The 19,749-nt window shown below is 64.5% G+C and carries 22 protein-coding genes; 11 read left to right on the forward strand and 11 right to left on the reverse strand.

Annotation, left to right across the window (positions count from 1 at the left end; translation table 11 throughout):
- The first annotated feature begins 93 nt into the window (after window positions 1-93).
- On the forward strand, window positions 94-1,272 hold the full coding sequence (locus tag HGK27_RS18555; protein WP_206242552.1) for an amino acid aminotransferase: 1,179 nt from the start codon (window positions 94-96) through the stop codon (window positions 1,270-1,272).
- 259 nt (window positions 1,273-1,531) lie between these two features.
- Here the strand turns inward: HGK27_RS18555 and HGK27_RS18560 are convergent, their stop codons facing one another.
- The 6 genes from HGK27_RS18560 to HGK27_RS18585 are packed head-to-tail and all read right to left on the reverse strand — an operon-like array spanning window position 1,532 to window position 5,476.
- The gene (locus tag HGK27_RS18560; RefSeq protein WP_206242554.1) at window positions 1,532-2,149 is read right to left on the reverse strand and encodes a riboflavin synthase; all 618 of its coding nucleotides are present in this window, start codon (window positions 2,147-2,149) and stop codon (window positions 1,532-1,534) included.
- Window positions 2,134-3,114: a bifunctional diaminohydroxyphosphoribosylaminopyrimidine deaminase/5-amino-6-(5-phosphoribosylamino)uracil reductase RibD gene (gene ribD, locus HGK27_RS18565; protein WP_274617171.1), complete on the reverse strand. Its 981-nt coding sequence runs from the start codon at window positions 3,112-3,114 to the stop codon at window positions 2,134-2,136. Before ribD ends, HGK27_RS18560 begins: the two co-directional genes overlap by 16 nt.
- Window positions 3,111-3,584: a hypothetical protein gene (locus HGK27_RS18570; RefSeq protein ID WP_206242556.1), complete on the reverse strand. Its 474-nt coding sequence runs from the start codon at window positions 3,582-3,584 to the stop codon at window positions 3,111-3,113. The genes ribD and HGK27_RS18570 overlap by 4 nt, the downstream gene beginning before the upstream one ends.
- 56 nt (window positions 3,585-3,640) lie before the next feature.
- Window positions 3,641-4,399 carry a M48 family metallopeptidase gene (locus tag HGK27_RS18575; RefSeq protein ID WP_206242558.1) on the reverse strand — a complete coding sequence of 253 codons (759 nt, stop codon included), beginning with the start codon at window positions 4,397-4,399 and terminating at the stop codon, window positions 3,641-3,643.
- Window positions 4,383-4,874, reverse strand: a complete 492-nt coding sequence (locus tag HGK27_RS18580; RefSeq protein WP_206242560.1) for a YcgN family cysteine cluster protein — start codon at window positions 4,872-4,874, stop codon at window positions 4,383-4,385. Before HGK27_RS18580 ends, HGK27_RS18575 begins: the two co-directional genes overlap by 17 nt.
- Window positions 4,862-5,476: an SCO family protein gene (locus HGK27_RS18585; RefSeq protein WP_241127298.1), complete on the reverse strand. Its 615-nt coding sequence runs from the start codon at window positions 5,474-5,476 to the stop codon at window positions 4,862-4,864. The genes HGK27_RS18580 and HGK27_RS18585 overlap by 13 nt, the downstream gene beginning before the upstream one ends.
- 157 nt (window positions 5,477-5,633) lie before the next feature.
- Here HGK27_RS18585 and HGK27_RS18590 point away from each other — a divergent pair, with 157 nt between their 5' ends.
- The 5 genes from HGK27_RS18590 (at window position 5,634) to ssb (ending at window position 9,878) form a co-directional block, all read left to right on the forward strand.
- On the forward strand, window positions 5,634-6,239 hold the full coding sequence (locus HGK27_RS18590; RefSeq protein WP_206242564.1) for an ankyrin repeat domain-containing protein: 606 nt from the start codon (window positions 5,634-5,636) through the stop codon (window positions 6,237-6,239).
- Window positions 6,236-6,904, forward strand: coding sequence for a COQ9 family protein (locus tag HGK27_RS18595; RefSeq protein WP_206242566.1), 669 nt, complete (start codon window positions 6,236-6,238; stop codon window positions 6,902-6,904). The genes HGK27_RS18590 and HGK27_RS18595 overlap by 4 nt, the downstream gene beginning before the upstream one ends.
- 82 nt (window positions 6,905-6,986) lie before the next feature.
- Window positions 6,987-7,253 carry a FeoA family protein gene (locus HGK27_RS18600; RefSeq protein WP_206242568.1) on the forward strand — a complete coding sequence of 89 codons (267 nt, stop codon included), beginning with the start codon at window positions 6,987-6,989 and terminating at the stop codon, window positions 7,251-7,253.
- A gap of 3 nt (window positions 7,254-7,256) precedes the next feature.
- Window positions 7,257-9,146 (forward strand): ferrous iron transporter B, encoded by a 1,890-nt coding sequence (gene feoB, locus HGK27_RS18605; RefSeq protein ID WP_206242570.1) that lies wholly within the window; start codon window positions 7,257-7,259, stop codon window positions 9,144-9,146.
- A gap of 144 nt (window positions 9,147-9,290) precedes the next feature.
- The gene (gene ssb / locus HGK27_RS18610; protein WP_206242572.1) at window positions 9,291-9,878 is read left to right on the forward strand and encodes a single-stranded DNA-binding protein; all 588 of its coding nucleotides are present in this window, start codon (window positions 9,291-9,293) and stop codon (window positions 9,876-9,878) included.
- A gap of 76 nt (window positions 9,879-9,954) precedes the next feature.
- Here the strand turns inward: ssb and HGK27_RS18615 are convergent, their stop codons facing one another.
- Window positions 9,955-10,482 (reverse strand): YceD family protein, encoded by a 528-nt coding sequence (locus HGK27_RS18615; protein ID WP_206242573.1) that lies wholly within the window; start codon window positions 10,480-10,482, stop codon window positions 9,955-9,957.
- Complete coding sequence (locus HGK27_RS18620) at window positions 10,483-11,004, reverse strand: ubiquinol-cytochrome C chaperone family protein (protein WP_206242575.1); 522 nt, start codon at window positions 11,002-11,004, stop codon at window positions 10,483-10,485.
- Between the two features lie 249 nt (window positions 11,005-11,253).
- On the opposite strand from HGK27_RS18620, the gene HGK27_RS18625 reads away from it, so the two are divergent.
- The 5 genes from HGK27_RS18625 (at window position 11,254) to HGK27_RS18645 (ending at window position 15,291) form a co-directional block, all read left to right on the forward strand.
- Window positions 11,254-11,772: an outer membrane protein assembly factor BamE gene (locus HGK27_RS18625; RefSeq protein WP_206242577.1), complete on the forward strand. Its 519-nt coding sequence runs from the start codon at window positions 11,254-11,256 to the stop codon at window positions 11,770-11,772.
- Between the two features lie 60 nt (window positions 11,773-11,832).
- On the forward strand, window positions 11,833-12,393 hold the full coding sequence (gene hslV, locus HGK27_RS18630; RefSeq protein WP_274617172.1) for an ATP-dependent protease subunit HslV: 561 nt from the start codon (window positions 11,833-11,835) through the stop codon (window positions 12,391-12,393).
- A gap of 5 nt (window positions 12,394-12,398) precedes the next feature.
- Complete coding sequence (hslU, locus tag HGK27_RS18635) at window positions 12,399-13,700, forward strand: ATP-dependent protease ATPase subunit HslU (protein ID WP_206242579.1); 1,302 nt, start codon at window positions 12,399-12,401, stop codon at window positions 13,698-13,700.
- A 383-nt stretch (window positions 13,701-14,083) separates the two neighbouring features.
- Entirely contained in the window at window positions 14,084-14,275 is a 192-nt protein-coding gene (locus HGK27_RS18640) for a DUF1737 domain-containing protein (protein ID WP_206242581.1), read from the forward strand.
- A gap of 218 nt (window positions 14,276-14,493) precedes the next feature.
- Complete coding sequence (locus HGK27_RS18645) at window positions 14,494-15,291, forward strand: TorF family putative porin (protein ID WP_206242583.1); 798 nt, start codon at window positions 14,494-14,496, stop codon at window positions 15,289-15,291.
- Window positions 15,292-15,380: 89 nt separating this feature from the next.
- On the opposite strand, the gene HGK27_RS18650 is transcribed toward HGK27_RS18645, so the two are convergent.
- The 3 genes from HGK27_RS18650 to HGK27_RS18660 all read right to left on the reverse strand — a co-directional run bounded on the left by HGK27_RS18650 (window position 15,381) and on the right by HGK27_RS18660 (window position 19,399).
- Window positions 15,381-17,207: an ABCB family ABC transporter ATP-binding protein/permease gene (locus HGK27_RS18650; protein ID WP_206242585.1), complete on the reverse strand. Its 1,827-nt coding sequence runs from the start codon at window positions 17,205-17,207 to the stop codon at window positions 15,381-15,383.
- Between the two features lie 108 nt (window positions 17,208-17,315).
- The gene (locus HGK27_RS18655; RefSeq protein ID WP_206242587.1) at window positions 17,316-18,167 is read right to left on the reverse strand and encodes a retropepsin-like aspartic protease; all 852 of its coding nucleotides are present in this window, start codon (window positions 18,165-18,167) and stop codon (window positions 17,316-17,318) included.
- Between the two features lie 230 nt (window positions 18,168-18,397).
- A complete protein-coding gene (locus HGK27_RS18660) occupies window positions 18,398-19,399 on the reverse strand; it encodes a glycosyltransferase family 2 protein (RefSeq protein WP_206242589.1) in 1,002 nt (333 codons plus the stop codon).
- Window positions 19,400-19,749 lie beyond the last annotated feature (350 nt).

The raw sequence follows: 19,749 nt of genomic DNA on the forward strand, positions 1-19,749 counted from the left end.
ATTGCGCTGTTATAGTAACGAATTGAGAGAAACTTGCGCGGGGGTGAGCCTTCAGGCTTGCCCCTTTCGCCCCTCGGGGCTAAGGGCGCGCGCATGCTTACGAACCTCCAGCAACAGCCCGCCGACGCGCTTCTGGCGCTGATCAAGCTCCATAATGCGGACCCCCGCCAGGACAAAATTGACCTGGGCGTGGGCGTCTACCGCACCGACACCGGCGCCACGCCCGTGTTCGAGGCGGTGAAGGCCGCCGAGAAAAAGCTGCTGGAGATTCAGGACTCCAAAGCCTACCTCGGCCCCGAGGGTGACATGGGCTTTGTCCATGCCCTGATGCCCTATATCTTCGGCAAGAACGATCCTTCGATGGGCGGCCGTATCGACGGCATGCAGGCCCCCGGCGGCACCGGCGCGGTGCGTCTGGCTGTGGCTCTGGCCAAGAAGGCCGGCATCAAGCGCATCTGGATGGGCACGCCCAGCTGGCCCAACCACGCCCAGATCGCCGCTGACGTCGGCGTCGAGATCAAGGGTTACAACCACGCCACCAAGGCCGGTGTGGCCGACATGCAGGCCCTGCGCGACGCCATCGCCGCCGCCGAGCCGACCGACGCCATCATGCTGCATGGCTGCTGCCACAACCCCACCGGCATCGATTACACCAACGCCGAATGGGACGAGATCGCTGGTCTGATCAAGGCCAAGGGCATCCTGCCGATCCTCGACCTCGCCTATCAGGGTCTGGGTCAGGGCATGGAAGAGGACGCCTATGGCATCCGCACCGTGCTTGCCGCCGTGCCCGAGGCGCTGATCGCCTACAGCTGCGACAAGAACTTCGGCTACTACCGTGACCGCGTCGGCGCGCTCTATGTGCTGGCGGCTCAGGCTGACCAGATCGGCGCGATCCTGTCGAACGGTTCCGCGCTGGCCCGCGCCAATTGGTCGATGCCGCCTGATCACGGCGGCGCGGTGGTGCGTCTGATCCTTGAGGATGAGGCCCTGACCGCCTCGTGGCTCAATGAGCTGGACGTGATGCGCGCGCGCATGAGCGAAGTTCGCGCCAAGCTGGGCGGTGCGGGCACGCAGGGTTCGGTGGATTTCACCCCCTTCGGCACGCAGAACGGCCTGTTCTCGATCGTTCCGCTGAACGGCGAGCAGGTGCTGGCGATGCGCGAGAAGCACGGCGTCTATATGGCCGGCTCGGGCCGCATCAACGTGGCAGGGCTGACGATGGGCAACATCGACAAGTTCATCGCTGCGGTTGCGGATGTGACTGCCTAAGACTTTAAGGGTTCAAGCAGGGGGTGTTACACCCCCTGCACCCCCGGAACGTCTTCCGGCGATAGGGCAGTGGTTCCGCATCGTGGTGCGGGAACGCTCCACCAGCACAGAAAAGGCGCCGCAGGCAGTGATGCCCCGGCGCCTTTTCTCGTTTAAAAGCCTGCGGCGCGGCGAACTTAGCTCTTCGGCCGAACCCGTGGCGCCACGCAGACATTCATGGGAGCGCGAGGGGGTAACCCCCTCGCATTTCCTCTTTCTTTTACCCCTTCAAAGCCTGCATCCTCTTGAGATACCGGGCCAACACATCGATCTCCAGATTCACCTGATCCCCGACAGCCAGCGCTCCGATGGTCGTCACGGCGGCGGTATGAGGGATGATGTTCAAGGCGAAATGGCAGGTGCCGTCCGCCTGATCGACCACTTCATTCACCGTCAGCGACACGCCATTGACGGTGATCGAGCCCTTGGCGGCAATGTAGGGCGCCAGATCCTGAGGCGCGGCGATCTCGAAACGCAGCGAATCGCCGATGGGGCTGATGGACACCACCGAGCCAACGCCATCGACATGACCGGTGACGATATGGCCGCCCAGTTCATCGCCCAGCTTCAGCGCGGTTTCCAGATTGAGCTTCGCGCCCTCATGCCAATGCGCGGGCACGGAGCGGGCCAGAGTCTCGCCCGAGATGTTGACGGTGAACCAAGCGTCATCCTTGACGCCGCCCTTGTCAACTACGGTCAGGCAGACGCCCGAGCAGGAGATCGATGCGCCGATGGCGATGCCTTCGGGATCGTAGGGGCAGGTGATGATGGCGGTGAGGTCGCCTTCCTGCTTGGCCTCGCGGATGGTGCCGATGGCGGTGACTATGCCGGTGAACATGGGTTTGCCTCGTAGATGTCGAGCGTGTCTTGGCCGAGTTGGCGACGCGATGAAAGCTGCCAGCGGTTATGGGCATCGGCAAGGTGGGACAGGCCGATGTCGCCGATGGAGGGGCGCCCGCCGCCGATGACGATGGGCGCGCGGTAAAGCAGAATGCGGTCGATCAGACCTGCTTGCAGAAAGGCGCTGGCCGCTCCGGCGCCGCCCTCGATGAAGAGGTTCTGGATATGGGCCATGCCGGTGATGGCTTGCGGAGCGGGCAGGGCGTTCCAGCCTTCCGCAACCTCGCCATGAGTCAGCACCCAGCGTTCAGGGCTGCGGTCTTCGAGGCCGGGCAGGCGCACATCCAGCCGGGGCGCATCGGCGCGATATGTGCCGCCGCCGACCAGAATCGCATCCGCCCGGGCGCGCATGGCGTGGGTGTGGGCGCGGGCTTCGGGTCCGGTGATCCATTGCGATTCGCCGCTGGCCAGCGCGATGCAGCCATCGAGCGAGGTGGCCAGCTTCAGCGTCACATGCGGGCGGCCAAAGCGCCGCTGCATCAGATAGCCTTCAAGGCTGGCGCGCGATTCAGGCGAATCAACCAGCTCGGCGGCAATCCCGGCGGCGCGGATGCGCTCCATCCCGAAGCCTGCGGTGCGGGGGTCGGGATCGGCGCAGCCCACCACCACGCGGGCGAGGCGCGAGGCGGAGACCAGATCGGCGCAGGCTGGGCCGCGCGAGGATTTGTGAGCGCAGGGCTCCAGCGTGACGAACATCGTGGCGCCGCGCGCCTGCTCTCCGGCTGCGGCCAAGGCGATGGCTTCGGCATGGGGGCGGCCGCCGGGCTGGGTCCAGCCGCGCGCGATCACGCGGCCATCCTTGACGATCAACGCGGTCACGCCGGGGTTGGGCGCGCACATCGGCCGCGCGCGCATCGCCAGCCTTGCGGTGGCGGCTAGCCAGCGCTGATCTTCAGGCCTCACTTGGCCTTGGGAGCGGGTTGGGCCTTGGCGGCGGGCTGGGGATTGTAGGCGTCGGCCTTGGCTTTGGCCGCGGCAGCATCGTCAGCCTTGGCCTTGGCCTCGATGGCGTCGACATCCATACCGGAAGCGCGGCCCAGCGCCTTGTAGAGGTCGCGCGTTTCCTGAGCGTCGCGCTCGGCCTCGGCCTTTTCCTTGTCCTTCAGCTTCTGGTTGGCGATGTTGCTCGCCTTGATCTCGGCGTCGCTGCGGCCTTCCTGCCAGCTGGTGATGTAGGTGATGTAGGGCAGGCGCTGAGGTACGCGATGCTCCTCGCGCGTCAGCATCGAGAAGGTGAGGGCGGTGCAGCTGGCGGCCAGCAGCGCGATTTTCCAGCGTGCCGTGCCCGCATCGCGGAACACCGTGACAAAGTCCTTCACGGCGCCCGACGGGCTGACATCCTTCCACATCGAATTCTTGCGCGAAAAAAGCATGGGCTTGCAGATAGTGCGAGTCAGCGCGCGGCGCCAGTGGTTGCTTGCCCTAAAAGCTATCCCAAAATGGCGTAGAGCCCACGCCCATGGCGTTTCAGCCAGCGATTGGCCTCCTCGATATCGCCTTCGAACAGTTTGGCGAGGCAGGCGTGAAAGCGCGGAGAATGGTCGAAATGCAGCAGATGGGCCACCTCATGGGCGACCACGCTGCGCCGCACGGCATCGGGCGCCATGATCAGCCGCCAGTTGAGCCGGATGATTCCCTTGCCCGAGCAACTGCCCCAGCGTGAGCGCGCATTGGTCAGCGCCAGCGTGGGCAGTGCCACCTTGGCCCGCGCGCAATAGAAGGCCAGATCGTCTGCGAACAACGACTTGGCCTCGGCGTGAAGCCAGCGGCGGATGCGGGTGTCGAGCCCCTCTGACGGTCCGCCGAGGCGTAGCGTGCCGTCCATGACGGCAGGGCGGCGCGGGGCTGCAGCGACATGATCGATCCGCAGCAGCACGCCGCGAAAGGGCAGGTTGGCGCCATCGCCCAGCGGTGCGGGCGCCACATGGCGCGCCAGTTGCGCCTCCAGCCAGAGCGCGCGCGATCTGGCGAAAGCCAAAGCCTCGGCGGTGCGGCCCCAGCGCGGCATGGAAATGCGAATCTCGCTGGCATCCGGCGCAAGGCGCATCACCATGCGCCGCGATTGGGCCAGACGGCGGATGGTGACGGGAATCTGTCGCCCGCCGATCTCGATCACCGGCGGGACATCGGCCTGCCGCTCGGCGCTTTTGCCGAGGGAGCGGCGCAGGAAATCAGGCAGAACCGCCATGTTTCTCCTCATCATCCTCGACGACTTCGATCTCCATCGGCTCGCCGTCCCAGATGATATGCTGGTGCAGCGGTCCGGCAATCTCCTCGCTGATCGCCTTGCCGATCACCGAAAAGCCCGCGCGATGCACCGCCTTGCGGTCGCCGCAGACCAGATAGTGCCATTCGGGCAGCGGCAGGTCTTCGGCGCGCAGGCGATAGGCACAGCTGTCGGGCAACCACGGTAGCGTATGGGCCAGACGCGGGGTCAGCCGCACGCAGTCTGGCACGAAATTGCGACGGTTTTTGTAATCCGAACATTGCGCGCTGCGCAGGTCCAGCAGCTTGCAGGCGACATTGGTGTGGTAGATGTCGCCGGTGTCGTCATCCTCCACCTTGTGCAGGCAGCATTGGCCGCAGCCGTCGCACAGGGCTTCCCATTCGTCACGCTTGAGTGTGTGGAGCGGCTGCTCCCAGAAAGGCTTCACTTCACCCATTTCACGATCTCGGCGGCCATGGCGTCGGGGCCCTTGTCGGCGGGCAGGATGGCGACGGGCTCGCCCTTCGGCCCCATCAGCAACACGGTGCGGCTGTGGTTGATGAGATAGCCGCCGCCCGGCGTGGAGGCGCCGCGATCATGATAGACCGCGAATTCCTGCGCCGCCTTGTCGATCTCCGCCTTGGGGCCGGTGAGCCCCACCACGCGCGGCGAGAAGGCGGCGGCGAACTGGCCGACGATCTGCGGCGTGTCACGCTCGGGATCGACGGTGATGAAGATCGGCACCACGCGGGGCGTCAGCGCGGGATGGCTTTTCTCAAGCTTCTCAAGCGCATGGCCGATCACCGCCATATCGGTGGGGCAGGCGTCGGGGCAGTAGGTGTAGCCGAAATAGACGATGCGGTAGCGCCCGTCGAAATCGGACCAGCGCACGGTCTTGCCGTTCTTGTCGATCAGCGTGAAAGGCCCGCCTACCTGCGCATCGGCCAGCGGAGGCTTTTCGGCCTGCGTCCCGCTCGGCCCGCAGGCGGAAAGCGAGAGCATCAGGGCGCCCAGTAGAAGGGCGGCTTTGGACTTGCGTCGGGGGTGGGCGTTCGTCATGGCGCGCCGGTTCATGCTCTGCTAAAGCCTCTCGCGCAAGGTGCCAGCTGGCCTTGATCTGTCTGCTTGCGGCGAGCGGTGTGGGGACCCGTCGCCCGGGCACATGAGGAGATTGACGAAGGTGATGAGGTCGCGGATTTCGCAGAAGGGCGCCCGTATGCTGCGTTCTGGTCTGTTTGGCGCTCTGGCGCTGGCCATGGTGGCAGGTGGGGCGCAGGCCCAGAATTTCTCCAAGGGTTACAAGTTCCTCGAGTCGGTGCGCAACAATGAGATGAGCGATGTGAACAACACGCTCTCCGAGCCCGGCAACCAGATCATCAACACCCATGACATCTCCACGGGCGACACCGCGCTGCACATCCTTGCCGCGCGTCGTGACACGCCCTGGATCAATTATTTCCTGGCGCGCGGCGCCGATCCGAACGCGAAGAACAACAAGGGCGAGACGCCTTTGGTGACTGCCGCCAACATCGGTTACAATGAAGGTGTGGAGCTGCTGCTCAACTCTGGCGCCCGCCCCGACGAATCCAATGCGACCGGCGAGACCCCGCTGATGTCGGCGGTGCATCGCCGCGATGTGGGCATGGTGCGTCTGCTGCTGAAGGCCGGCGCCAATCCGGACCGTTCGGACAGCGCTGGCCGTACTGCGCGCGACTATGCCAAGCTGGAGGATCGCTCGGGCAATCTGACCAATGAGATCGACGCCAATGCCAAGAAACAGGCAGGCAGCGGTCGTTCCTCCTATGGGCCTAGCCTGCCATGAGCGCTGCTGTCGCCGCATCTGATCTGCCGCTCGATGATGTGCGGCTGCTGCTGGCCCCCGCCATCGCCGATGCCGCCGCCTTTGACGGCTGGAGCGAGGCGGCGGTGCGTGCCGCCGCGCAGCAACTGGGCGTGAACGGCGATGTCGCGGCCTATGCCTTCTCCGAAGGGCCGATGGCGATGATCGAGGCGCTGGCCGCCTCGGTCGATGTGGCGATGGCACAGGCGCTGCCCGCCGAGGTGCTGGCGACGATGAAGATCCGCCAGCGCATTCGAGCGCTGGTCGCCTTCCGTCTGGAAGCGCAGGCCGGGCGCGAGGAGGCGCTGCGCCGCGTTCTCTCGATCATGGCCGATCCGCGCCATCTGGCCGCCGCGACAAAGCTGGGCTGGCGCAGTGCCGACGCCATATGGCGTCTGGCGGGCGATACGGCGGTGGACATCAACCATTACACCAAGCGCGCCACGCTGGCGGGCGTCTATGCCGCGACTCTGGCGGTGTGGGTTGATGACCACAGCGAGGGCAAGGCCGAAACGCTGGCCTTCCTCGACCGGCGGATCGATGGGATCATGCGGTTTGAAAAGGCCAAGGCCCAGCTCTTCCGCGCCGATCGTGAGCATTTCAGCCTGGTGCGCCTGCTGGGCCGCCTGCGTTACCCGGCACCCTGAGGGCCGCCTTAAACATTTTTAAGGCTATGGTGTTATTGCGAGCCAGTTGCAATCCGCTCTGACTTCTGGCAGCGCGGATGTCATGGATTCCGTCACGACTCTGCCGCCTGTCACGTTGGACAATCTGCCGCTGGAAACGCCCGCGCGAATCCTTGCTGTCGATTGGTCGGCTCTGGTGGCGGAAGAGGCGCAGCGTCTGCGGGCGCTGGGCATCGATGTGGGTGCGCGCATCACCGTGGCGCATCGCGGCATCTGGGCCGGGCGCGATCCGCTGGCGATCATGGTCGGCCGCATGACGGTGGCGCTGCGCCGCGTGCATGCCAAAGCCATGACGGTCGAGGCGATCTGAGCCATGACGGTTGTCGAAGCCATCCGCCCCGCCGAAACCACCCGCCTTCAGCGCGCGGCGCTGGTCGGCAACCCCAATGCAGGGAAAAGCGCGCTGTTCAACGCGCTGACCGGCGCGCGGCAGAAGATTGCCAACTATCCCGGCGTCACCGTGGAGCGCAAGGCAGGCCGTCTGCCGCTGCCCACGGGCGAAACCATCGAACTGACCGATCTGCCCGGCTCCTATGGGCTGGACGCCACCAGCCCGGATGAAGAGGTCACCCGCCGCGTCATTCTGGGCGAGCTGGCCGGAGAGGGGGCGCCCGATGTGCTGGTCGTCGTGCTGAATGCCAGCAATCTGGAACAGCATCTGGTCTTCGCGCAAGAGGTGATCGCCTTGGGCCGCCCCTGTGTGGTGGCGCTCAACATGATCGATCTGGCCGAGCGTGACGGGCTGACGCTGGACCCCGCCGCTCTGGCGCAGGCGCTGGGCGTGTCGGTGATCCCCACCGTGGCGGTGCGCCGCCGCGGTCTGACCGAACTGGCAGAGGCCATCGCCGAAGCCCATGCGCGTGTCGGCGCGGGCAGCGTGCATCCGCGCGCCCATCTCGATATGGCTGAGCGTCGCATGGAGGCTCATGCCATCGCGGGCGCCGCCATCATTTCCGAAAGCGCCAAGCACCGCCTGCATTCGCGGCTGGACCGGGTGCTGCTGCATCCCTGGCTGGGGCCTATCATCCTGTTCGCGCTGCTGTTCGTGGTGTTTCAGGCGGTGTTCTCCTGGGCCAAGCCGTTTCAGGATGCGCTGCAAGGCGTGGTCGATCTGATCGTCGGCTGGGTGAATGCCGAGATGCCCGCCGGGCTGCTGCGCAACTTTATCACCGATGGCGCGCTGAAGGGCGTGGGCGCGGTGGTGGTGTTCCTGCCGCAGATCATCATCCTGTTCTTTTTCATCCTCAGTCTTGAGGCCTCGGGCTATATGGCGCGCGCCGCCTTCCTGATGGACCGGCTGATGGCGGGCGTGGGGCTTTCGGGCCGCAGCTTTATTCCGTTGCTGTCGTCCTTTGCCTGCGCGGTGCCCGGCATCATGGCGACGCGCAGCATCACCGATCCCAAGGATCGCCTCACCACCATTCTGATCGCCCCGCTGATGACCTGTTCGGCGCGTCTGCCGGTCTATGGCGTGATCATCGCGGCGGTGATCCCCAACACGCCGATGGGCCCGGGCGGGATCATCGGCCTGCAGGGGCTGGTGCTCTTCGCGCTCTATGTCGCGGGGATCGTCGGCGCGATGGTGGTGGCGCTGCTGCTGCGCGGCACGATCACCAAGGGCAAGGCCAGCGGCTTTATCATGGAGATGCCCAAGTACCAGATGCCGCGCGGGCGCGATCTGGCTTTGGGCCTGTTCCAGCGCGCCTGGATCTTCCTGCGCCGCGCGGGCACGATCATCTTTCAGGTGGCGGTGATCCTGTGGCTGCTGCTCAACTTCCCGCGTGCCGAGCCGGGCAAGGATCAGGTCGATGCCTCTTTCGCGGGGCATATCGCCAATGGGCTGGCGGTGGTGGTGAAACCCATCGGCTTCAACCGCGATATCGCTCTGGCGCTGATCCCCTCGATGGCGGCGCGCGAGGTGGCGGTCTCGTCTCTGGCGACGACCTATGCCGTCTCCAGCAGCGACGAGGAAAAGACCGACGAGGCCCTGTCGGCGCAGCTGAAAAAGAACTGGCCGCTGCCCACCGCGCTGGCGTTCCTCGCGTGGTTCGTTTTCGCGCCGCAGTGCATGTCGACCATCGCCGTCACGCGCCGGGAAACCAATGGCTGGAAATGGCCGAGCTTTATGCTGGGCTACCTCTTTGTGCTGGCCTATGTCTTTGCCGGCATCACCTATTGGACCGCGCTGGCCTTCGGGCTTTGAGGCGGGCCGCCCGCCGTATCGTGCATAAGTGAGGTTTCACCGCTTGGCGAAAGGCCGGGCGGCGACTACCCTTGCGCCCAATCTGTTTTCGGAGCGTGCTCGCCTCAGGTCTGAAGCCGCTCCCGTCACGCGCAAGAGGAAGAGATGGCAGGCAGCGTCAACAAGGTCATTCTGGTCGGCAACCTTGGGGCCGATCCGGAAGTGAAGTCGTTCCAGAACGGCGGGCGCATCGCCAATCTGCGCATCGCCACCTCGGAAAACTGGAAGGACCGCACCACCGGTGAGCGCAAGGAGCGCACCGAGTGGCATCAGGTGGTGCTGCAGTCCGACGGGCTGGTCGGCGTGGCCGAGCGTTTTCTGCGCAAGGGTTCGAAGATCTACATCGAGGGAAGCCTGCGCACCCGCAAGTGGCAGGACCAGAGCGGCAATGACCGCTACACCACCGAAATCTCGGTGGGCGTCGGCGGCGTGCTGACCATGCTGGACGGCGCCCCCGGTGGCGGTGCTGGCGGCGGCGGCATGGGCGGTGGCGGCGGCCAGCGTTCGGGCGGCGGCGACTGGGGCGGTGGCTCCGGCGGCGGTGCGCGTTCGGGCGGTTCCTCGGGCGGCGGCGATTGGGGCCGGACCTCGGGCGGCGGTGGCCAGAGCAGCGGCGGTGGCGACTGGGGTCGCACCAGCGGCGGCTCGGGCGGCGGTTTCGCCGAAGATTTGGACGACGATATCCCGTTCTGAGTCAGGCCGGAACATCAGACAGAAAAACGCCCCGCAGTTGGTTCTGCGGGGCGTTTTCGTTCCAGCTCGCCGAGTTTCAGCTCTTGGGATTTTTCAGGGCAGCCAGTGCCGCGAAAGGCCCGGTCTTGTCCTCGCCCAGCAGGCCTGATTCCTGACGCACACGGTTGGCCTCGGGGCCGGTGGCGAAGGGATCGATGGCCAGCCCAAGGCTCTGCGCCACGGCCTCGCCCAGATCGAGGCGTTCGCCCTCGAACTCGATCTCGTCGCAATCGTCGCTGGTGATCTCGATCTCCTGATCGGCGGAGAGATCCTCCGGCGCGATGCTGGTGGCTGGCACGAAGCGGAAGTCCAGCGGTTCATCGACCTTCACCGGCAGATCCTCGCCCGAGACGGCGCAGCTCTGCACGAAATCGGCCTTGATGCGGCCCTTGGCGGTCACGGCCGGCCCATCGCGGGTGAGGGTGACCGTTGCCTCCAGCTGATTCACCGCCACCAGCGTGAAGCGCTTGGCCAGCGCCACGCATTCCTCGGCGCTGGCGGTGATGGTGACTGGCTTGTCCTCCAGATGGCGGATGTCGATGATGCGGGTAAACTCGGGGGTCATTCAAATCTCTCCTGCCAGCAGGGTGGAGGCCGGAAGGCTCTCCAGCCGCTGGAACAGGGCGCGCACGGCGGCGGCAAGGCCTGCCGTATCTGCGCCCTCATTCATGGTCATGTTGCGGGTGAGGGCCTCGGTTAGCGCTGAATCATCGGCCTGTTGCAAAGCATCGCGATAGGCGCCGATCCTTCCGCCCAGCACGCTCATCAGTCGCCCGATATGCTTGCCCACCACCATATCGCCCACGCCGGTTTCGCGCAGCTGGCCGTCCATATCGGTGACGAACAGCTCGGTCAGCAGCACGGAAGGGGCCTTCAAGGCTTCCTCATGCTCCATCCGCAGCAGGGCGAGGCTGAGCACCAGCGTGATCGCATCGAAGCGGCCCGGCAGCGTATCGGCCACGCCAAGGTCGGCATACCAGCTCTTTTCGCGCGCGGCGCCCACCAGCGCATGCCACAAGGGGCGCACGCCGGCATGCTCGTCGCCGCGAGGGCCCAACAGGCGGGAAAGAAGCGATGTGCGGGCCATGGGCCAAGGGTTTCCTGTGTTGGGCAGCTGATGTCCGGAACGCCTTCAGGGCGCTGTGCCCTACCGGCTGCATCTCCCCATGTGTCCCTTGTTCAGCGCCGGTTCAATGGCTTCGCGCGAAGCGCCATTGCGATATGGGGCAAGGGCGCCTAAGGCTGGCCCTGCCTACAGGATCGATCCGGGCGCTGGCAATGGGGAGCGAGGTCGCTCCACCGGGCCAGTCGGGGACAGTTGGAGCAATATAAGGCAATGCGGGTCAAATCAGCTGGGCGGGTCAAGACCAAGACGGTGGGACTGGTGATGGGCGCCGTGGCGCTGAGCCTGCTCGCAAGCGGTTGCACTGCCATCCGCGATCATCGCGGCTATCTGGTGGATACGGCGCTGGTCGATTCGGTGATGGTGGGGATCGATAACCGCCAGTCGGTCGAGCATACGCTGGGCCGCCCGACCTTCGTTTCGCAGTATGGCAAGGAAGCCTGGTACTACGTGTCGATCGACACCAAGCAGACCGCCTTCCACCGCCCGCGCACCACGGCTGAAACCATTCTGCGCGTCAGCTTCGATCCGCAGGGCAATGTGGCCCGCCTCGATCGCGCCGGGACCGAGAAGGTCGTCCGCCTCAATCCCGATGGCACCTACACCCCCACGCTGGGCAAGAAGCGCAGCTTCTTCGAGGATCTGTTCGGCAACATCGGCACCGTGGGCACCGGCATGGGCGGCGGTGGCGGCCCTGGCGCCGGCGGCGGTGGTGGCCCCGGCGGCACCTGATTTTATTGAGGCATAAGAGGTGGTCTGGACAATTGCGGACGGGCCACCATATGCCTTTCCATGGATATGACAAAAGCTGGCCACGGGCTGATCCAGTGGCATGGCACCACCATCGTCGGCGTGAAGAAGGGCGGCAAGACCGTCATCGCGGGCGATGGCCAGGTGTCGATGGGCAACACGGTGATGAAGCCCAATGCGCGCAAGGTGCGCCGGATTGGCGATGGCAAGGTCATCGCCGGTTTTGCGGGCGCCACCGCTGACGCTTTCACCCTTTTCGAACGCCTTGAACGCAAGCTGGAAGCGCATCGCGGCCAGTTGATGCGCGCTGCCGTCGAACTCGCCAAGGACTGGCGCACCGACAAATACCTGCGCAACCTCGAAGCGCTGATGATCGTGGCTGACGAGGAAACCATGCTGGTGCTGACCGGCAATGGCGATGTGCTGGAGCCCGAAGGCGGGATCACCGCCATTGGCTCGGGTGGCAATTACGCTTTGGCCGCCGCGCGCGCCGTCTCCGATTACGAGGAAGATGCCGAGAAGATCGCCCGCCGCGCCATGGCCGTGGCCGCCGAGATCTGCGTCTTCACCAACGACCGTGTCACGGTCGAAACGATTGGTTGAACCCCATGAATGACAGTCTGACTCCCAAGACGATCGTCCGCGCGCTGGACGAACACATCATCGGCCAGCAGGACGCCAAGCGCGCTGTGGCCGTGGCTCTGCGCAATCGCTGGCGTCGCCAGCACCTCTCCGCCGATCTGCGTGATGAGGTTTCACCCAAGAACATCCTGATGATCGGGCCGACGGGTTGCGGCAAGACCGAGATCAGCCGCCGTCTGGCCCGTCTGGCCGATGCGCCTTTCGTGAAGGTGGAGGCCACCAAGTTCACCGAGGTTGGCTATGTTGGCCGTGATGTCGAGCAGATCGGCCGCGATCTGGCCGAGGAAGCGATTCGCCTGGAAAAGGCCCGCCGCCGTGAGGCCGTGCGCGAAGCCGCCAGCAAGGCCGCGATGGAGCGCCTGCTGAAGGTGCTGGTCGGCGACAATGCCAGCGAGGCCACCCGCGAAAGCTTCCGCCAGCGCATTGAGGAAGGTGCGATGGCCGATGTCGAGGTCGAGATCGAGGTGGAGGATTCCCCCGCTGCCCCGATGGAGATCCCCGGCATGGGTGGCGGCATCGGCATGATCAACCTCTCGGACATGATGGGCAAGGCGTTGGGCCAGAAGCCCACCAAGCGCCGCAAGCTGCGCGTGGCCGATGCCTGGGAAAAGCTGCTCGACGAGGAAGCCGAGAAGCGGATGGATCAGGATGATGTGGCGCGCGTGGCTCTGGCCAATGCTGAGTCGAACGGCATCGTCTTCATCGATGAGATCGACAAGATCGCCGTCAGCGATGTGCGTGGTGGTTCGGTCAGCCGTGAAGGCGTGCAGCGCGACCTGCTGCCGCTGATCGAGGGCACCACCATCGCCACCAAATACGGGCCGATGAAGACCGACCATGTGCTCTTCATCGCCAGCGGTGCGTTCCATGTGGCCAAGCCCAGCGACATGCTGCCCGAGCTTCAGGGCCGTCTGCCGATTCGTGTCGAGCTGAAGGCGTTGAGCGAGGATGACTTCGTGCGCATCCTTTCGGAGACGCGGGCGAATCTGGTGGCGCAGTATCGCGCGCTGATGGGTACCGAGCAGGTCTCGCTGGATTTCACCCCCGAGGCCATCCGCGCCATCGCCCGCATCGCCGCTCAGGTGAATGAGGCGGTGGAGAACATCGGTGCCCGCCGTCTGCAGACGGTGATGGAGAAGCTTCTGGAGGAATTGTCCTTCGAGGCCGAGGATCGCCGGGGCGAGACCATCGTGATCGATGAGGCCTATGTCTCGCAGAAGCTGGAAGGGCTGGCGCAGGATACGGATCTGTCGAAGTATATCCTTTGAAGAAAAGGGAAAGTGCGAGGGTGGAGTCTTTGTTGGTCGCATTCCTCAAGAGGAATGCTCCGGGCCCTCGCGCTCCCATGAATGTCTGCGTTGCGCATCGGGTTCGGCCTTAGGGCTAACGTCGCTGCGCCGCAGGCTTAAAGGATAAGAGGGGCGCCGGGGCTTATTGCCTGCGGCGCCTTTTCGTTGCGCTGGTGGAGAGTTTCCGCACTAGGATCGGGCGCCACTGCCTTGGCGTCGGAAGACGTTATGGGAGCGCGAGGGCCCGGAGCATCTCTCTTGAGAGATGCGACCCACAAAGACTCCCCCCTCGCATCTTCTCTTTCCCCTTCCTGCTGAATCGCTAGGACTGGCGACTCCACAAAACAGAGGAGCCTACCGCCATGTCCACCCCGCCCGATGGCAAGCCCGCCTACCGCCTGCTGACCGGCAAGGACGACCGCGCCTTTTGCGAGCGTGTGTCTGAAGCGCTGGCACAGGGATGGCAGCTTTATGGCTCCCCGGCGATCACCTGGGATGTGGAAGGCAGCTATGCCAAGGTGGCGCAGGCTGTCATCTGGCCCGATGCTATGTGAATTTTATACCACAACCTTGCGCAGCAACATAATGTTGCGTTGCGGAAATGGCACAGTAACATTCGAATATGGCGTGTCGGCCATGCTCGATGTTGTGCGCTGCAAACTGGACTGATAGCTCTTGGGCATCCGGAAGAACGGCTCCCGAACATCAAGGAGAGCCGGCGCCGGATGCGCAGGATGGAACCCGAATTCATAATAACGGAAAAGGGCTCCTTATGAAGATCAAGTTTGCTTGTGCCGCTGCGGCCTTGGCTGTGGCTTTTGCCAGCAATGTCGCTTTCGCTGACGATGCTCCGGCGCCTACTCCTGATTTCACCGTAACGGGCAGCGCGGCGATCGTTTCGCAGTATCGCTTCCGTGGTATTTCGCAGTCTGACAACAAGGTGACGGGGCAGGCCTCGATCACGCTGAGCCACAAGTCGGGCTTCTATGTCGCGGCCTGGGCGTCGGGCGCCAGCGCCGGCAATTCGACCGTGAACATCGGCGGCAGCGAGATCGACGTTTACGGCGGCTACACCCACGCCATCGGCAAGACCGGCCTGACCTTTGACGGCGGCCTGTACGGCTATCTCTATCCCGGCAACGATCTGAACGAGTATTACGAACTCTATGGCTCGCTGACCAAGGCCTATGGCCCGATCACGGCCAAGGCGGGCCTGAACTGGGCGCCCAAGCAGAGCTACTTCACCTATTGGAACACCGCCACGAAGTACAACATGTATGAGTATTTCGAGCTGGGCCTCGCGGTGCCGAAGACGGCTTTCACCGTGCATGCCCATGTTGGCCACACCGGCGGCGGCTTCAACTATGTGAAGGAATACCTCGATTACACGGCGGGCGTTTCCTACAAGTGGAAGAACCTGACGCTGGATCTCTCGGCGGTGGGCACCAACATCGGCAAGTCGGATGCTTTCAAGGCGCCGCTGACCGATCAGACGGGCACCCCCAATCCGGATCAGACCTTCCGTGCCGCCAAGTCGGTGGCTGTGCTGTCGCTGACCGCCAGCTTCTGATGAGGATCTGAGGCACTTCGCTCCCGGAAGTGCTGCTCGGGGGCCATGACCGGGGCCGGAAAGCATCCTGTGCTTTCCGGCCCTTTCCTTTATTCGGCGGCCTGCTTCAGCTGCTCCATCTCATGGGCCTGGCGGGCCCACATTTCGGCATAGAGTCCATCGTGGCGCAGCAGCTGGGTGTGGGTGCCGCTTTCCACCATGCGGCCATCAGCCAGCACGAAAATGCGGTCGGCATCGGCGATGGTGGAGAGGCGGTGGGCGATCGACAGGCTGGTGCGCTTGGCCGAGAGATCGCGCAGGGTGGAGAGAATCTCCTGCTCGGTGCGGGTGTCGAGCGCGCTGGTGGCTTCGTCCAGCAGCAGGATCGGCGGGTTTTTCAGCAGGGTGCGCGCGATGGCGACGCGCTGCTTCTCGCCGCCTGAGAGTTTCAGTCCGCGTTCGCCCACTTCGGTGTCGAAACGCTTGGGCAGGCGGTCGATCAGCGGCATCAGCGCGGCGGCGCGGGCGGCTTCGTGGACTTCGGCCTCGCTGGCGCCGTCGCGGCCATAAGCGATATTGTAGCCCAGCGTGTCGTTGAACAGCACCGAATCCTGCGGGACGATGCCCAGATGGGCGCGCAGCGAGGCCTGAGTCACCTGCGCGATATCCTGCCCGTCGATCAGGATGCGGCCCTGCCATGGGTCATAGAAGCGGAAGATCAGCCGCGCGATGGTGCTTTTGCCCGCGCCGGAGGGGCCGACCAGCGCGATATGCTGCCCGGCGGGCACCTCGAAGGAGAGGCCGTGCAGGATGGTGCGGTCTTTTTCGTAACCGAAGACCACATTGTCGAAGACCACGCCGGGGCGCTGCACCAGCAGGGCAGGGGCGCCGGGGGCGTCGGCCACCTCGACCGGCGTGTCAATCAGGGCGAACATGCTCGACATGTCGATCAGCCCCTGGCGGATGGTGCGATAGACCATCCCCAGCATGTCGAGCGGGCGGAAGAGCTGCACCAGATAGGTGTTGACGAAAACCATGTCGCCCACGGTGAAGCGGCCATGCGCCCAGCCCCACACCGTATAGCCCATGGCACCCGCCATCAGCAGGTTGATGATCGCCCCCTGCACGATGTTGAGCAGGCCCAGCGAGTTTTCCGAGGCCACTGCCGCCTTGGCATAGGCGCGCGCCGACTGGCCATAGCGGTGCAGCTCGCGCTGTTCGGCGCCGAAGTATTTCACCGTCTCGTAATTCAGCAGAGAATCGACGGCGCGGGCCAGCGCCTGCCCGTCGAGCCGGTTCATCGTGGCGCGCAGATGGGTGCGCCATTCGGTGATCCAGCGCGTGGCGACGACATAGGCCGCAATCGCCAGCGCGGTGGAGAGCACCAGACCCCACCCGAAATGCAGGTAGAAGATCAAGGCCACCGCTGCCAGCTCCAGCACCGTGGGGGCGATGTTGAACAGCAGGAAATAGAGCATGTTGTCGATGCTCTTGGTGCCGCGTTCGATCACCTTGGTCACCTCGCCGGTGCGGCGGGCGAGGTGGAAGCGCAGCGAGAGATTGTGCAGCCGCTGGAACACATCTTCGGCCAGGGCGCGGGTGGCTTCCTGGCCGACGCGCTCGAAGATGATGTTGCGCAGATTGTCGAAGCCGGTGCTGGCAAAGCGACCCAGCGCATAGGCCATCACCAGCACGAAGGCGGCGGTGAAGGCATTGGGGCCCTGCGCGGGGCGCGTCATCAGATCGACCGCCTGCTTATAGGCATAGGGCAGGGCGAGGGTGATCGCCTTGGCTGCCAGAATCATCACGCAGGCGCCAAGGATGCGCAGGCGCAGCCCGGGCTGATCGCGTGGCCACAGATAGGGCAGGAAGCGACGCAAGGTCGCCCAGCCATCATGGCGAATCGGGGCAGTGGAGGTGTGGGTTTCTGGCGGCATAGGGCTTCATGTAGGGGCGCCGGGGCCAAACAAAAACCCCGGCCACCTGCGAAAGGCCGGGGTTTCTGCCGCAAGGTCCTTTTGGCGCCCGTGTCTTCAGCTCATGCGCTAGCTGTCGACATCGAACAGGATCTTGCGTTGCGGGAAGTCGATGGCCACGCGCCCGAAGCCGCGCAATTCATGCATGCCCAGCAGCAGGGCGGGGCGTTTGGTCAGCTTGAGCGCATCGAAAGCGGGGGAATCGACGAAGGCGATCTCCACCTGACTCATCTGGATGCGGCCGATGCGCAGATGGGTGGCCACGCCCAGCTCGGCGGCAATGGTCTGGCCGGTGACGCTGCTCAGCGTGACGGCGCTGCCCGGGTGCGCCGCCAGGGCTTTCTGCAGGGCGCGGTTGCCCACCGCGGCATCGGCGCCGGTGTCGATGATGATGTCGGTGTCGATGCCGTCGATGACGGCATGGCTCATCACCAGCTGGCCGCCCCGCCTGCGGGCCGAGACCACGATCTCATAGCCGTCATTGGGCTGAGGCTTGGCCGAATCCTCGATCGCCATGCGCTTGCCGCGGAAATCGAGCAGAATGCGTCGGTCTTTCAGCCCGTCGATGCCGACGATGCCTTGTGTTTCCATGGTGGTGTCTGGAAAAACCGGCACGGTGATCGTGTCGACGGTGCGCTTGCCCAGCTGCATGCCGGTGACCAGCACCGTGTTGACCATCTCCGATCCGGCGAGCCCCGTCACCCGCAGCGGAGTGCCCGCCGCGAAGCCGAGCCGCGTCGCCAGTCCGCTCGACAGCACCGAGCGTTGCGCGCCGGTGTCGATCAGGAAGTCGAAGGTGCCGTGGCCGGCGATGGTGATCGGCATGGTCATGCGGTCAAAGCGATCTCTGGCCAGCGTTATGCTGTCGGTGCTGCTGGGGGTCTGCGATGACAGGCCCGGTTGCGTGACGTCGGCACGCACAGGTAGATCTCCCGCGACGGCGTAACCTGCCGCGGTGCTTGCCAGGGATGCAATGCCCAACGCCAGGGCGGCTGAAAGCGTGCCCATGGCTATCCTCTCCTTGAATGCGGCTACTTACCGCCTAGCGGGAGAGGATACACGATTTCCACGGGTTTGAACATGGTGTGTTTGACGCAGATCGGCCTGATGGTGCCGCAACCCTGACGGCCTGTCTTAGGCTCTGGATTCGGTCAGGATTTGATCAGGGCGAGGGCGAGCCTGGCTGCTCGCCAGGGGGAGCCGAAGCGAATCAGCCGTGCCACGGTGCGCCACATGCCATGATGATCACCGCCATCGGCCAGATAGCGCAGAATCAGGTCGAAGCCTTCCTCGCGCAGGCTCTGCAGCGAATAGAGCACGCCATGGGCGACCTTGCCGCGCACGAACTGGGGCAAGCCCTGGGCGCCGAAGACCTGATCCAGATCGTCAATCTCGGGAAGCGTTTCGAGATGCTCGGTGGGATCGGGGCGCCCGGCCTTGCGGGCCTGATAGGCCAGCTTGGCAATGGCCGCGCCGATCTGCTGGTGCGTGGCATGGCGGCTGGAGACCTGATCGGGGTAATGGCGATAGCGGATCAGCCGCTCGGGCAGGTTGGCGATGCGGGTGACAGCAGCGAGGCGCAGCCACAGGTCGAGATCCTCACAATGCTGGAAGGCCGCATGATAGCCGCCGACCGACAGCGCCACATCGCGGCGATACATCACGGCAGGGTGGCACAGCAAAGGGCCGCCATCCTCGATGGCCTGCAGAAAGGCCTCATGGGTGACGGGGTGGCCGGACATGCAGAGCGGCCACATGGCGCCGGTGTCGTCCATCTCCTCGGTCCAGCAGCCGACGACGCCATGGTCCGGATTCTGCTGGAGGAAGGCATATTGCCGGGCGAAGCGTTCGGGCAGCGAGATGTCGTCAGCATCCATACGGGCGACGATCGGCGCGCGGGCTTCGGCCAGCAGCTGGTTGAGGCTGACGATCAGCCCCTTGTTGGCACGGAAGATCGGACGGATGCGCGCATCCTGGGCGGCATAGGTTTCGATGATGGCGCGCGAGCCGTCCTTGGAGCCGTCATCCAGGATCAGGAATTCGAAGTCGGTGAAGCTCTGCGTCAGGATGCTCTCGATGGCGGGCGCCAGGAATCGCTCTCCATTGTAAACGCTGAGCGCGACACTGATGGCGGGAATGCGACCGTCGTTCATGGAATATGCGTCCGTGAGAGCCCGCCTTTGCAGGCATTCTGCCGGGAAATCCGATAGAAGGGGCGGGTAAAGAAAGCGTGTGAGCCTTATGGGGTGGTTGGGGGGCTTGCGGGAAGGGGGAAAGGGTAAGGATGTGTAAATTATCGGGAATATGACAGGCAAACAGCGATTTGCGAGGAAGCGCAACAAAATTGCAAAATTGCGGTTGACCGACTCGAAAGCCGCCCATATATGCCGCTCCACCGAAGCGGTGCTGACGCTGAAACGCTGATTTAGCTCGCTTTAGTCGCCAAACAGATGAGTTGATCCGAAGCTGGATTTTCCAGTTGAAGGTTAGTCGCTGATTGGTT

The sequence above is a fragment of the Novosphingobium terrae genome (genome assembly GCF_017163935.1).
GTDB classification, from domain to species: Bacteria; Pseudomonadota; Alphaproteobacteria; order Sphingomonadales; family Sphingomonadaceae; genus Novosphingobium; species Novosphingobium terrae.

What these genes read in the sequence shown, in the direction of transcription:
- HGK27_RS18555 (WP_206242552.1), top strand. Translation starts at nt 94, where the DNA reads ATGCTTACGAACCTCCAGCAACAGCCCGCCGACGCGCTTCTGGCGCTG.
- HGK27_RS18560 (WP_206242554.1), bottom strand. Translation starts at nt 2,149, where the DNA reads ATGTTCACCGGCATAGTCACCGCCATCGGCACCATCCGCGAGGCCAAG.
- HGK27_RS18570 (WP_206242556.1), bottom strand. Translation starts at nt 3,584, where the DNA reads ATGCTTTTTTCGCGCAAGAATTCGATGTGGAAGGATGTCAGCCCGTCG.
- HGK27_RS18575 (WP_206242558.1), bottom strand. Translation starts at nt 4,399, where the DNA reads ATGGCGGTTCTGCCTGATTTCCTGCGCCGCTCCCTCGGCAAAAGCGCC.
- HGK27_RS18580 (WP_206242560.1), bottom strand. Translation starts at nt 4,874, where the DNA reads ATGGGTGAAGTGAAGCCTTTCTGGGAGCAGCCGCTCCACACACTCAAG.
- HGK27_RS18585 (WP_241127298.1), bottom strand. Translation starts at nt 5,476, where the DNA reads ATGACGAACGCCCACCCCCGACGCAAGTCCAAAGCCGCCCTTCTACTG.
- HGK27_RS18590 (WP_206242564.1), top strand. Translation starts at nt 5,634, where the DNA reads ATGCTGCGTTCTGGTCTGTTTGGCGCTCTGGCGCTGGCCATGGTGGCA.
- HGK27_RS18595 (WP_206242566.1), top strand. Translation starts at nt 6,236, where the DNA reads ATGAGCGCTGCTGTCGCCGCATCTGATCTGCCGCTCGATGATGTGCGG.
- HGK27_RS18600 (WP_206242568.1), top strand. Translation starts at nt 6,987, where the DNA reads ATGGATTCCGTCACGACTCTGCCGCCTGTCACGTTGGACAATCTGCCG.
- feoB (WP_206242570.1), top strand. Translation starts at nt 7,257, where the DNA reads ATGACGGTTGTCGAAGCCATCCGCCCCGCCGAAACCACCCGCCTTCAG.
- ssb (WP_206242572.1), top strand. Translation starts at nt 9,291, where the DNA reads ATGGCAGGCAGCGTCAACAAGGTCATTCTGGTCGGCAACCTTGGGGCC.
- HGK27_RS18615 (WP_206242573.1), bottom strand. Translation starts at nt 10,482, where the DNA reads ATGACCCCCGAGTTTACCCGCATCATCGACATCCGCCATCTGGAGGAC.
- HGK27_RS18620 (WP_206242575.1), bottom strand. Translation starts at nt 11,004, where the DNA reads ATGGCCCGCACATCGCTTCTTTCCCGCCTGTTGGGCCCTCGCGGCGAC.
- HGK27_RS18625 (WP_206242577.1), top strand. Translation starts at nt 11,254, where the DNA reads ATGCGGGTCAAATCAGCTGGGCGGGTCAAGACCAAGACGGTGGGACTG.
- hslV (WP_274617172.1), top strand. Translation starts at nt 11,833, where the DNA reads ATGGATATGACAAAAGCTGGCCACGGGCTGATCCAGTGGCATGGCACC.
- hslU (WP_206242579.1), top strand. Translation starts at nt 12,399, where the DNA reads ATGAATGACAGTCTGACTCCCAAGACGATCGTCCGCGCGCTGGACGAA.
- HGK27_RS18640 (WP_206242581.1), top strand. Translation starts at nt 14,084, where the DNA reads ATGTCCACCCCGCCCGATGGCAAGCCCGCCTACCGCCTGCTGACCGGC.
- HGK27_RS18645 (WP_206242583.1), top strand. Translation starts at nt 14,494, where the DNA reads ATGAAGATCAAGTTTGCTTGTGCCGCTGCGGCCTTGGCTGTGGCTTTT.
- HGK27_RS18650 (WP_206242585.1), bottom strand. Translation starts at nt 17,207, where the DNA reads ATGCCGCCAGAAACCCACACCTCCACTGCCCCGATTCGCCATGATGGC.
- HGK27_RS18660 (WP_206242589.1), bottom strand. Translation starts at nt 19,399, where the DNA reads ATGAACGACGGTCGCATTCCCGCCATCAGTGTCGCGCTCAGCGTTTAC.